Source organism: Pseudovibrio japonicus (assembly GCF_014651595.1).
GTDB classification, from domain to species: domain Bacteria; phylum Pseudomonadota; class Alphaproteobacteria; order Rhizobiales; family Stappiaceae; genus Pseudovibrio; species Pseudovibrio japonicus.
Map to the genome: position 1 here is coordinate 559,401 of NZ_BMXE01000001.1, position 12,689 is coordinate 572,089.

A 12,689-nucleotide genomic window follows, 5' to 3' on the forward strand; every position below is an offset into this window, starting at 1 on the left:
CGACTTTGGCAAAGTTGGCTGACACAAAAGGTTTCCCCATTGCGACACCCACATTTGCCACCGCGTGATACCCTATATTCCTGGGCCCTTCCCCTCAAACCATGCGGCCACGTTTGAAGATCGGTTCACCGGACCACCAGAAGGTGCGTTACGTCTTCCAACAGCCCCACCCAACCCACGCCACACTGACGGTCGCTCCGCCAGCAGCCCGTCACGTGGGCATGGGATTAGTATGTGGGGTAGTTTGATAGGGGGAATAAGATTTTTCGGGTGAACTGCCGACATATGCTTGGGCCCTTCAGTCAAAGTCAGGGAGAACTGTGCATTTGGCTCTGGATCCCTGATCAAGCTCATGCTTGTCAGGGATGACGATGATGGTGCAAGCAGATTTGATAACTCGCTCTCAGGCTTTTTCTGAACTTGAAGTGCAAGCAAGCGATGCTAAATCACCACACAACCTTTTGGTTTTCAAAAGATTTCCTTGCTCAGACTAAGGTGGTTAGTTTAGAATTTGCGCTCTATAGTTGCGGAGACGTCTTCAATGACAGAATTTTTGCTTTCAGAGTTTGAAGGCCGGTCGGATCATCTATTTATCCATTTTGACGTTAAAGACCATTTCTTAATCTCGACACCTTTATTCAGACAGCAGAAAGTGCTCGAAGTGTCATTGATGCGTTAGACGAAACATTCTTCCAAGGTTCTTTACAATATGACCTGATCATCTTGCCGCCGGAAGATGGAAGTTTTCTCTCGAAGCTAGGCATCTACGTGTTCTCCTCTGTTAGTACAGTGTTTGCCTTTTTATGCACTGAACCCGGAGCAGCCTTTACAAAGGGTCTCACAGGGGAAACTCCATCATTTTGGTTTGAGCAAGCCGGTTATGAGCTTCGAGAAGGTGCGGAATGGATTGCAGAGCAAATGGCCACCGATCAGGCAAACGCAGCCGAGCCTATGCCCGACAAAATCCTTGCAACCTTAGACGATGAGACATCCTGCAAAACCGCCGCGCGACTGGTAACTTCAATGGCTCGTGGTTTACTTGAAAAAGACACAAACGAACTAAACAAGATAGGTATGGACATTGGAAATCTTCCTGACGCATTAGAGGCGCGAGCTGATTTCTATGCTGCTTGTATTGATAACCAAAACGTTAAACGTATTGGCTTCACACCAGACGATGATTTCCCAATCCCAAGGACGTCCTTCCCCGAGCGAGCCCAGAAGCCCGAACGAAGAGAAAAGGACGAGGAGCCGCCAAATTGGCAGATCTCAATTGAGAGTATCTATGTCACTTCCCCTAATTGGGACCAAGAAGACCAAAAAGCACGCCAATGGAAAGGTAAAGATCAAACTCGCCGTGATTGTTCCTTTGTGATTGAAGATTCTGAGTTCTGGCAATTGGTCAAAAAAAAGAACCTACACGTTGGGGTGTTGGATAATCTCAAAGTGCAATGGGCTCGGCAACTCATCAATGGAAAAGCTAAGAACCGTCGCGTTCTGCGTGTCCTAGAGTTCAACGGTGATAAGTTAGCGGAGCCGCTAACATCTACTCAATCAAGGCAATCCTAGGGGATTACTCTGACTTCTCCCCCGCGCAAGATCAGCCATCACTATTCGATAGTCAAGAATAGAGTTAGCATACATTAGGTAGTTAAGAGACCAATCTGTTTCCGTTTACAGTGAGCGAAAACAACAACAATGAATCTGGTGCAATGCCATAGTGTGAGGCTCCGCCAGCAGTCCATCACGTGGGCATTGGGTAAGTATGCCGCTTGTTTTGGTGTGGGGGATACGTTTTCTTGCGCTCTGCCATACAAGCCCTCCTCCGACGTCATCCCGGCCCCCGAGCCGGGATCCATCTTGCATCACGGCATAACGCGAGCTTTATGGCGACTGTTAGGTGATCATGGATCCCGGATCTGCGCTACGCTTCGTCCGGGATGACGGCGGTTGGGAGTATCAAGGTTTCAAGGCGCGCTCGCCCCTCCCTATAGCTATTATGCGTTGGGGGGATGGTGTTTTTGGCGGATTTCGCTTATAAGCGCGTCAAAAGGGAGACAAATGCCGCGCAAATTTTAGCGGTGTCCTAGCTTTTAAGCTCTTGTCCTTAACGGAAATCGTTGGTTTCACACGGACTTCAAAGTGCGTGACTAGGATTCGCCCCACATTCAAAAAACTAGAGATAACCCCATTGGAGGTGCTCCTTGCATTCGTCCACGGAGGCGCTTGCGCCTACAAAACCCGGCTTTTCGGCCAATAGGATTAAAGTTGAACTGCTTTCTGGTCTTACCGTTGCGCTTGCGCTGGTGCCGGAGGCGGTTGCATTCGCATTTGTTGCGCAGGTTGAGCCACTCGTTGGTCTTTATGCAGCATTCATTGTTGGCATCATTACTGCTGTCTTTGGTGGCCGACCTGGCATGATCTCCGGCGCGACTGGCGCGCTGGCTGTTGTGATGGTTTCTCTCGTTGTGCAGCACGGCGTTGAATATCTGTTTGCCGCTGTTGTACTGATGGGCATTTTGCAGGTCTTCTTCGGCATTATGCGCTGGGGCAAGTTTATTCGCATGGTGCCGCATCCAGTGATGCTCGGCTTTGTGAACGGTCTGGCGATCGTGATCTTCCTTGCCCAGATGGGGCAGTTCCAGAGTGTTGATCCTGTAACTGGTGCTTCCAGCTGGCTGGCAGGCATGGACCTGACGCTGATGCTCGGGCTTGTTGCTCTGACCATGGGTGTGATCTGGTACCTGCCGAAGCTGACTAACGCTATTCCAGCTCCACTGGCAGGCATTCTGGTGGTTTCCATCCTTGTGATCGGCCTCGGTCTGGATGTGCAGACGGTTGGTGATCTGGCTCCGATTGCTGGTGGTCTGCCTGAGTTTCACATCCCAATGGTTCCGCTGAACCTTGACACGCTGATGATCATTCTGCCGTACTCTCTTATTCTTGCGGCGATTGGGCTGATTGAAAGCCTTTTGACACTGAACCTCGTTGCTGAAATGACAAACACACGCGGTGGTGCCTCCAAGGAATGTCTGGCGCAGGGTGCTGCGAACGTTGTGACCGGTTTCTTCGGCGGCATGGGTGGCTGTGCCATGATTGGTCAGTCCATGATCAACGTGAAGTCCGGTGGCCGGACACGTCTTGCTGCGATTGCAGCGTCGCTGTTCCTGCTGAGTTTCATTTTGTTCGCCTCTCCACTAATTGAGCAGATCCCACTGGCGGCGCTGGTTGGTGTGATGTTCATGGTGGTGATTGGCACCTTTGCGTGGAACACCTTCAAGATCCTGCACAAAATCCCGCGCACCGATGCAATCGTGATTGCGCTGGTGACCGGCGTGACCGTGTATTCTGACCTTGCTGTTGCTGTTGTGGTTGGTGTGATTGTTTCTGCTCTTGCGTATGCATGGAATGCGTCCAAGCGTATTGATGCACACACAACAACCAACTCTGAAGGCCAGAAGATCTACAAGCTGGAAGGACCGCTGTTCTTCGGTTCTGCCGCTGGTTTCCAGGAGATCTTTGATCCGCATTCCGATCCGGATGACGTGATTGTTGACTTCATCAACTCCCGCGTGGTGGATCACTCCGGTCTGCAGGCTATTGATGCATTGGCAACCCGTTATGAGCAGGCGGGCAAAACCCTGCATCTGCGTCACCTGTCCCCGGACTGTAAGGACCTGCTGCACAAAGCGGGCAATATGGTGGAAGTCGCCGTTATGGAAGATCCGCATTACGGTGTTGCGGTGGACTATGACGCTGAAATGCAAGAGACAAAGCCAGCGACCAGCTGATGCTGGTCTGACAAGTTGATACAAAAAAGGCGGAGGCATTGGCTCCGCCTTTTTCGTTTGTCAAAGCAGGTCGCTTTTAAATACAATCGCGTCCCATACTCTGACGGCAATTATTGTGCGCGTGGACCTTGTCCCTGATCACCGCGGCCACCTTTTTGGCCCTTATGGCCTTTGCGCCAGTCCTTTCTCATTTTCTGGAAGTCTGCCTTGGTGATTACGCCATCATGATTGCGGTCGAGACGCTGGATCATTTTCGCAGTCGGTGCCATGAACTCATCAAAATTGATTTTCAGGTCACCGTTGGTGTCCAGACGCTGGAAGGAGCGGACGTACATTGGCTCTCTAAACTCGGCGGTCACAGCTCTGAAGCCGTCCAGATCAAGCGGGCCGTTGGCGAAGAGTTTGTCGGCAAGTTTGCCAAGTTCTTCCTGGGAGATCTTGCCGTCGCTGTCCAGATCAACTTGCGCAAACATTCCGCGCATCATTTCGCCGCGCATGCCTTTTCCGTGGTGCTTGCCAGCCATCATGCCTTGCTTGCGAGGTCCATCATTCCAGCTTCCTTTGCCTTGTTTGCCCTCACTGTTCGGACCCTTGCCGTCACGCATCTTGGCCATTCGCTCGCTCTTGCGTTGTTGCATCTTATCCATGCGCGCTGTCATGCGTTCGGCCTGGGCTAGGAAATCTTCGCGGGTGACCTGACCGTCGCCGTTTGTATCAAAACGCTGGAACATGCGCACGGTGCGGTCTTTGCCGCGTTCGGCTGCGCGCTCAGCGGCGAAGACTTTCCATTCTTCCAGCGAGATCGTGCCATCGCCATTGGTGTCTGCTTTAGTAAAGTCTGCCTTGCGCTTGGTTTCGATGTCGGCTGTGGTGACAACACCATCGTTGTTGGTGTCGTAAGTCTCAAAGAAGCGGGAAGACATCTGCTTTCCTGACTTACCGGCAAATCCGGGAGCAGCCATAGCAGGTGTCAGAGCGGTGCCAGCAATCAGTGCAGCTACAGAGCCAGCTAAAATCGTTTTGAAATTCAACATATCTAATTCTCCTAGTATCAAAGCCTCGATAAAGGGGCGGTTGTGTGAATGAGCTTCGATGAGCAGAATGTAGGAAGTATCTGTCGCAGAACTACATCAGAAAATGCCTTGTTTTGTCTCAGTATTTGCCAGAGTCGCCGGTTGTGACAGTTTGATACATTTTTGAAAATTGGGTGTCTTTCGCTGGTGCCGGGAATGCGGCATATGTTAGGCATAGCATAGTGTATATATAGTCTTTCCCCAGTGATCAGAGGAGCGACTTAAAGCGAGGACGCATGTCTCATAGTACAGCACATATTCTTATCGTCGACGACCATCGTGATATCCGGGAGACCCTTGCCCGGTATCTGACGAAGAATAATATGCGTACGACCACTGCAGAAAGTGCAGCTGCTGCGCGCAAGGCTTTGAAGAACTCTTCCATTGATCTGGTGGTGCTGGACATCATGATGCCGGGCGAAGATGGCTTGTCCCTGTGCCGGCATCTGGTGGAGACCAATCAGGCGCCCGTCATCCTGCTGACTGCCATGGCGGAGGATACGGACCGCGTTGTAGGGCTCGAGATTGGGGCGGATGACTATGTAACCAAGCCGTTCAATCCGCGTGAGCTTCTGGCCCGCATTCGTGCTGTGCTGCGCCGTGCAACCAGTGTTCCGCGTGAACGTGATCCCATCGAGACCGAAAAGCTGGCCTTCAACGGTTGGCTGCTGGATACGGCCCGGCGCGAGCTGATTGATCCTGAAGAGGTCAGCGTGCCTTTGTCTTCTGGCGAATTTCAGCTGCTGCTGGCATTTCTGAAGCGCCCTCGTGTGGTGCTATCGCGCGAGCAGCTGCTTGATCTGACCTCTGGCCGATCACTGGGTGTGTTTGATCGGTCCATCGACAATCAGGTTTCCCGTTTGCGCCGGAAAATCGAGCCTGATCCCAAGAACCCCGAGCTCATCAAGACTGTCTGGGGGGGCGGTTACACCTTTACCGGTGAGGTTAAAGAAGGCACCGCATGAAGTTTCTCAAGTACCTGATCCCGCGCCGTCTTGCGCCCCAGCTGATCCTGCTGCTGCTCGCAGCACTGATCTTTTCGCAGGCGCTCAGCTTTGTCTTCCTGGGCCGGGAGCGACAGTATGCATTGGCAAATCTGGCACGCGATAACGCCCTCTCGCGCACTGCCAATGTTGTGGAACTGCTTGAGGCCACGCCTCCTGATCTGCGACGGCAGGTGCTGCGCACGGTTTCCAGTCCACGCACGCGCTATTCGATTGGAACGAGCCCGATCGTGGATGAAAGTGGCGGTGATGCAAGAATGGAAGCTTTGCTTGCCAATTATCTTGAGCGCCGTCTGGATCATGAAAGACAGGCACGGGTATCCGTTGTCTACGATGATCGCCACGAGCCAGATGTGATGGACCGGCCTGCCCCTGATCGCTTCAGGCCGCCTGAGGCACGGGAACACACCCCGCATAGTGCTATGCTGGCGCGGCAAATGCGCCGGGAAGAGTTTTTACAGCAGTACCGCTTGTTCTCGCTCAAAGGGGTGCAACTGTTTGCCTCCATTGAGCTGGTGAACGGCAGGTGGCTCAACATTGAGAGCAACTTCAGGCTCCCGCAGCCCTCGATCCTGCCCATGCTGCTGCCAATCTTCATCATGGCCTTGCTGACGATCGTGATCATCTGGGCCTCGGTGTACCGTTTGACAAAGCCATTACGGACGTTGGAAACGGCTGCCAATAATCTGGGTCGTGGTGCAGATGCGAAGCCTTTGAAAGAGGTGGGACCTGCGGAGGTGCGGGCTGTAACGCACTCCTTCAACCAAATGCAGGAACGTCTGACCCGCTTCATCTCCGACAGAACACGCATGCTGGCGGCCATCAGTCATGATTTGCGCACGCCGATCACATCCTTGCGTATTCGTGCGGAGTTCATTGATGATGATGAAGACCGTGAGCGGATGATTGCCACGCTGGATGAAATGCAGGCCATGGTGGAGGAAACCCTTGCCTTTACCCGTGAGGATTCCAGACAGGAGGAACTGCGTTCTGTTGATCTTGGTGGCTTGCTGGAAAGCATCGCCAATGATCAGGAGGACATGGGCAACCATGTGAGGGTTGAGGCCCATCACCGGGTCGTGCTGAAATGTCGTCCGGGCTCTTTGAAGCGTGCGTTCCAGAACCTGATTGGCAATGCTATCCGCTATGGTGAGGAAGCTGAGGTGACGTTCCGGATTGATGAGGGCTATGCTGAAGTTCGCATAACTGACAAGGGCCCCGGCATTCCGAGACACCGTCTTGAGGACGTGTTTGAGCCGTTTGTTCGTCTTGAGGAATCTCGTAATGAACAGACGGGAGGCATCGGTCTGGGCCTTGCGATCACCCGCAGCATTATCCACGCGCAAGGTGGTACCATTCGCCTTGAAAATGGCGCGGAAAAAGGCCTTGTTGCGATTGTGAGACTGCCGCTCTAGCCGCGCGGCGCTCTCCCTGATACCAGCGAGTTTAAGAGTTCCGTTACCCTAAGCGCACGCCTTTTCTCACGGCGGTGCGCTCAGGTTCGTCATCGCTCTGCATAACAACAAAAAGCAGAGCAACAATGACAGAAGAACTGGGCATTAAGACCGAACCTGCTGTTGATACAGCAGCAACTGTAGAGGTGCTGGCCAGTGCCATCGCCAAAAAGGGATACAAAGCCATTGGGCGCTACTATTCGTTTTCCAAGTGGAAGCAGTTGAAGCCAACTGAGGCCCAGCAGCTGATTGCTGCGGGCCTTTCTATCATCACCGTTTATCAGGACAGCAACGACCGAGCCTCGTCCTTTACGGGTGCAACGGGAACTCAACAGGCGACACAGGCCTTGCATCTGGCGCAGAACGTTATCAGACAACCCAAAGGCTCAGGCATCTATTTTGCCGTTGATTATGACGCCTCTTATTACGACTACGTCAATTTTATCTCCCCGTACTTCAAGGCCGTGCAGGCTGTCTTTAAAGAGGCCGGTGATCCCTACAAGATTGGCGTTTATGGAAGTGGTTTGATCTGCGAGAAAGCGCTTCAGGATGGTCTGGTGGAACTTACATGGCTCAGCCAGTCCAAAGGGTTCCACGACTATCAAAAGTTTCGCGACAGCCGGAAGTGGAACATCCTGCAAGGAGACAACGTTCAGATCTCCGGCACAGACTTTGACAGCGACACTGTCAATCTGACCAATGGCAATTTTGGCGGGTTTACGCACCTTGTTCCAGCGACAGACAGTTAACCTGCCCCGTTTGAGGCGACGGGAAAGCATGGCCTTGCACAGTCACCACGGACTGCGCAAGGCCTTGTTATGTCAGACAGAGGCAGTGTGCCTTGCTTTTGCTTCCAGACGGCGCTTGTGCAGCACCGGTTCAGTATACCCGCTTGGCTGAATGCGCCCCTTGAACACCAGATCACATGCAGCCTGGAAGGCGACGGAGTTATCGAAATCCGGTGCCATATTGCTGTAGGCCGGATCGCCCGCATTCTGCTCATCCACAACAGCGGCCATACGCTTCATGGTCTCCATTACCTGCTCTTTTGAGCAGACATTGTGATGCAGCCAGTTGGCGATGTGCTGGGAGGAGATGCGGCAGGTGGCGCGGTCTTCCATCAACGCCACGTTATGGATATCCGGCACTTTGGAACAGCCAACGCCCTGCTCTACCCAGCGCACAACATAGCCAAGGATGCCCTGGGCATTGTTTTCAATTTCAGCCTGAATGTCTTCCGGTGTCCAGTTTGGATTGGTGGCAACCGGAATGGAAAGGATATCATCCAGTTTCGCAGGCTCGCGGTTGGCAAGTTCGTCTTGCACCGCTGGCACGCAGACCTGATGGTAATGCATGGCATGCAAGGTTGCTGCGGTTGGCGAGGGAACCCATGCAGTGTTTGCACCGGCTTTTGGATGGCCGATCTTTTGCTCCAGCATGTCGTGCATAAGGTCCGGCATGGCCCACATGCCCTTGCCGATTTGCGCATGTTCGCGCAAACCACAGGCAAGGCCGGTATCCACGTTATGATCCTCGTAGGCGCTGATCCAGTTTGCTTGCTTCATGTCCGCCTTGCGGATCATTGGGCCTGCCTCCATGGAGGTGTGAATCTCATCGCCGGTACGGTCAAGGAAGCCGGTGTTGATGAAGCAGACACGGGACTTAGCCGCGCGGATGCACTCCTTGAGGTTGACCGTGGTGCGGCGTTCCTCGTCCATGATGCCCATTTTCAGCGTGTTGCGCGGCAGTTCCAGCACGTCTTCGACACGGCCAAACAGCTCATTTGCGAAGGCAACTTCGTCCGGTCCGTGCATCTTCGGCTTCACGATGTAGACGGAGCCAGATACGGAGTTCATGTTGCGCGCTGTAGCACCCTCGCGCATTCCGATGTCATGAATGGCGCAAAGGGATGTGACCATGGCATCCATAATGCCTTCAAACACCTCGTTACCGTCCTGATCAAGGATCGCCGGATTGGTCATGAGATGGCCGACGTTGCGCACCAGCATGAGGGAGCGGCCCTTCAGCGCCAACGGGTCGCCCTGCGCGTCTATGTAGGTGCGGTCAGCATTCAAAGCGCGGGTGAAGGTTTTGTCGCCTTTGGTGACCTCTTCCTTCAAGTCACCATTCATCAAGCCCAGCCAGTTACGGTAGGCCAGTGTCTTGTCCTCACCGTCCACGGCTGCAACGGAATCCTCGCAGTCCATGATGGTGGAGATGGCAGATTCTAAAATGATGTCGCTGATGCCCGCTTTGTCCACTGCACCGATTGGGCTGGTGCGGTCAAACAGAAGGTCAAAGTGCAGGCCATTCTTTTGAAGCAGGATCGAGGTTGGCTCGTCTTTATCGCCAGAGTAGCCAACAAAGCCAAGCGGATCCTGAAGGCCAGCCATATCCTCGTTTTCAAGAGTCAGCGCCAGAGACCCGCCCATGATGGCGAACTCTGTAACATCAGCCCAGCTGCCTTCGTCCAGCGGCAGGGCTTCATCCAGCTTCTTGCGCGCATAGGTGATCACTTCTGCACCGCGCTTTGGATCGTAGCCGCCCGCCTGCGGGGTGGTGCCCATGGCATCGGTGCCGTAGAGCGCATCATACAGAGAGCCCCAGCGCGCATTGGCGGCGTTGAGGGCGTAACGCGCATTCATGACAGGGACAACAAGCTGTGGGCCTGCAATCTCAGCGATTTCAGGATCAACGTTGGCGGTATCGACCTCGAAGCTGTCGCGCTCAGGCAAAAGATAGCCCAGCTCCTCGAGGAAGGCCCGATAGGCCTCCAGATTGATGGTGCCGGGGTTGGCTTTGTGCCATGCATCAATCTTTGTCTGGATATCTTCACGAATTTGGAGCAGTTCACGATTTTTGGGCGTCAGATCCCGGATCACCTGAGCAAAACCTTCCCAGAACTGATCGGATGCAACTCCGGTCCCCGGAAGCGCTTCTTTCTCGATGAAGTCGTGGAGTTCCGGTGAAACCTGAAGCGATGCAACATTCACTCTTTGCGACATGGGTCCCCTCATCTTATCGTTTTGCAGGAGACTTGCCGTCAGGTCCTGCTGCTTCGTTTTTTCAAAGCAAACCCTTGCAAATTCAATCTCAAGTTTCAATGCATCAATTCGTTATCAGTTGTTTCAAAACACAGGTGATTGACTGGATAGATTATGCCGGCTCAGGAGAAGCCTGATTTTTGCCAGTATTTCCTGTAAGTTATCGCAGGCTGCCGCTGGGTACGCGGCATACTTGATGAAACCTCTAGAGCGATTGCGTAAATTACCCTTGCATTTAATGAGGGGACCGTGAAGGGTGACCCGGCCTTACCTGCGGTGTCTCCCACTCGCTTATTTACGGACAAACTACATGCCTCTTCTTCGATCTTTGTACAGCAGACCGATGCTGCTTCTGGTGCTGACCACGCTCATGTGGAGCGGTAACGCCGTAGCCAGTAAGCTTGCTGTGGGGCATGTCTCGCCAATGGTGATTGTGTTTTTGCGCTGGATGATTGTGGCAGGGCTTATGAGCCTGATTGCGTGGCGCGAGCTTGTTGCCTCCTGGGATGCAATCCGCCCTCACCTTGTGAGCATTGCGCTGATGGCCGCTTTCGGGTTTTCTGGGTTTAACGGCTTATTTTATCTGGCGGCACATAACACCACGGCGGTGAATATCGGCATTTTGCAGGGTTCGATCCCCATGATCGTTGTGGTCGGGGCGTATTTCCTGTTTGGCGTTCGGGTGACGTTGGTTCAGTTCCTCGGCATCCTGTTGACTTTGCTTGGAGTTTTTCTAGTTGCGAGCCAAGGCAGCTGGCAGGTTCTCTTAAACCTGCAGATCAATCCGGGTGATGCTTTGATGTTGGTTGCCGCGTTGTTTTACGCCGGTTACACGCTGGCTTTACGGAACCGGCCCAAGGTTCCGGCACTTGCCTTCTTTGCCGTGATGGCATTTGTGGCCGCTCTAGTCTCCCTGCCCATGCTGGCAGTTGAGTACTCTCAGGAGACGCTGGTGTGGCCTACTGTGCAGGGTTGGCTGGTTATTTTTTATATTGCACTTTGCCCCTCTTTCCTTGCGCAGATTTTCTTTATGCGCGGTGTGGAGATGATTGGGCCGAACCGGGCTGGCGTTTTTGTCAATCTGGTGCCGGTGTTTTCCGCTGCCATGGCGATTATCCTGCTGGGTGAGGAGTTTGCACTGTATCATGGAGCTGCGCTTGCACTGGTGCTTGGCGGGATCTGGATCGCCGAGAAGTTTGCCTGGGAGAAACGGCTCAAGAAGGTAGAGGCCTGATATTTACACAACAGAGAGCTGCATTACTCACAGGGTTTAAAGTCTACCATTCCGGTAGACTTTGTTTTTGTGCTATGTAACGCGCAAGTGTTGTTGTGTCGTGTTCAGCCAAACCTCAGCCAGACATGTACGCCGTGTGAGAATAAGTTTGAGCATACTCTGTTTTGGAGGCTGATCTCTCATTTCAGTTATGCGCAGTTGTAGATCCGGAGGTTTTGCAGGCAGTGTCCATCGGTCTATCGCTTCCAGATATTCCCGCTTCTGAAACGGTGGGCATTCCCGCACGGTTCTCCGGCCTTGTTGCTGCAGCCCATCCTGATGGTGGGGCTTTGGTATCAGGGCGGATGATTGGATCTCCCGCTAGGCATGTGGTGGCAGCGGAACTACGGGAGTTTTCCGGCTTTGAGGCAAACTTTGGCATTGTTGCCAAGCATATGATCGAACATGCCAAAGAGGTTCGCGAAGCGCCGACGGCCAAGATTGGCGCAAGCCTTGCCTTGAAGACGATTTGTCAGGCAGTTCTGAACCGGATCTCTGTGACCTATCTTCTTTCTGGCCGTGCGCCACGTCTGGATGAACTGCGGTTTGTGCTGCATGAAAAGGCCCCCTGGGTGGAGCTTTTCTATGATCCGCGGCTTAGTCTTGAAGATTTTGAGCTTAATCCCGATCAGGGGCCTGCCGAGCTGTTTGCGCTTTCCATTTGCTTTGACGATATCATTCAGGTCTTCCACCGTGAGCTGGGGCGGCGGAAGGTGGCGCCTTCTGTGTTTTATTCCACGGTTGCTGTCTCAATCACATCGCCGTTCTTGGTGCTACGCCGTCATGGGGCCAAGCCACCGGAGGTTGCCAGCGTGATGCGGGCTTATCTGGCGAGCCTTGGCAAGAAGATCAATGACGGGATTGTATGGCGGCAGCGCGAACTTGCAGGGCAGATTGAGTATGCCCCGAGGCGCAAGGCCTGCTGCCTGAAATACGCCCTGCCCTCCAAGCCGCATTTGTGCTCCACCTGTTCGCGGAGCACGCAGACCACATTCTTTGATGAGGTCAAAGGGCCAGTGGGCGGCCATTCGTTGCCCGATGGCCGCTAAC

The 12,689-nt window shown here is 53.4% G+C and carries 9 protein-coding genes; 7 read left to right on the forward strand and 2 right to left on the reverse strand.

The window, feature by feature from the left end:
• Window positions 1-723: 723 nt before the first annotated feature.
• Together IE076_RS02435 and IE076_RS02440 are read left to right on the forward strand one after the other, a co-directional pair.
• Window positions 724-1,569: a hypothetical protein gene (locus IE076_RS02435; RefSeq protein ID WP_189435038.1), complete on the forward strand. Its 846-nt coding sequence runs from the start codon at window positions 724-726 to the stop codon at window positions 1,567-1,569.
• 635 nt (window positions 1,570-2,204) lie between these two features.
• The gene (locus IE076_RS02440) at window positions 2,205-3,791 is read left to right on the forward strand and encodes a SulP family inorganic anion transporter (RefSeq protein WP_189435040.1); all 1,587 of its coding nucleotides are present in this window, start codon (window positions 2,205-2,207) and stop codon (window positions 3,789-3,791) included.
• Between the two features lie 110 nt (window positions 3,792-3,901).
• On the opposite strand, the gene IE076_RS02445 is transcribed toward IE076_RS02440, so the two are convergent.
• Window positions 3,902-4,825, reverse strand: coding sequence for an EF-hand domain-containing protein (locus IE076_RS02445; protein ID WP_189435042.1), 924 nt, complete (start codon window positions 4,823-4,825; stop codon window positions 3,902-3,904).
• 275 nt (window positions 4,826-5,100) lie between these two features.
• Between IE076_RS02445 and IE076_RS02450 the strand changes: the two genes are divergently transcribed.
• From IE076_RS02450 to IE076_RS02460, 3 genes are all read left to right on the forward strand, one after another.
• Window positions 5,101-5,829 (forward strand): response regulator, encoded by a 729-nt coding sequence (locus IE076_RS02450; RefSeq protein WP_189435044.1) that lies wholly within the window; start codon window positions 5,101-5,103, stop codon window positions 5,827-5,829.
• Window positions 5,826-7,283 carry an ATP-binding protein gene (locus IE076_RS02455; protein WP_189435045.1) on the forward strand — a complete coding sequence of 486 codons (1,458 nt, stop codon included), beginning with the start codon at window positions 5,826-5,828 and terminating at the stop codon, window positions 7,281-7,283. Before IE076_RS02450 ends, IE076_RS02455 begins: the two co-directional genes overlap by 4 nt.
• A gap of 125 nt (window positions 7,284-7,408) precedes the next feature.
• Complete coding sequence (locus IE076_RS02460; RefSeq protein WP_189435047.1) at window positions 7,409-8,071, forward strand: DUF1906 domain-containing protein; 663 nt, start codon at window positions 7,409-7,411, stop codon at window positions 8,069-8,071.
• 72 nt (window positions 8,072-8,143) lie between these two features.
• Here IE076_RS02460 and IE076_RS02465 read toward each other — a convergent pair whose 3' ends face one another.
• Window positions 8,144-10,327 carry a malate synthase G gene (locus IE076_RS02465; protein WP_189435049.1) on the reverse strand — a complete coding sequence of 728 codons (2,184 nt, stop codon included), beginning with the start codon at window positions 10,325-10,327 and terminating at the stop codon, window positions 8,144-8,146.
• Window positions 10,328-10,709: 382 nt separating this feature from the next.
• On the opposite strand from IE076_RS02465, the gene IE076_RS02470 reads away from it, so the two are divergent.
• Together IE076_RS02470 and IE076_RS02475 are read left to right on the forward strand one after the other, a co-directional pair.
• Window positions 10,710-11,600 carry a DMT family transporter gene (locus IE076_RS02470; RefSeq protein ID WP_189435592.1) on the forward strand — a complete coding sequence of 297 codons (891 nt, stop codon included), beginning with the start codon at window positions 10,710-10,712 and terminating at the stop codon, window positions 11,598-11,600.
• A gap of 224 nt (window positions 11,601-11,824) precedes the next feature.
• A complete protein-coding gene (locus IE076_RS02475; protein WP_189435051.1) occupies window positions 11,825-12,688 on the forward strand; it encodes a hypothetical protein in 864 nt (287 codons plus the stop codon).
• Window position 12,689 lies beyond the last annotated feature (1 nt).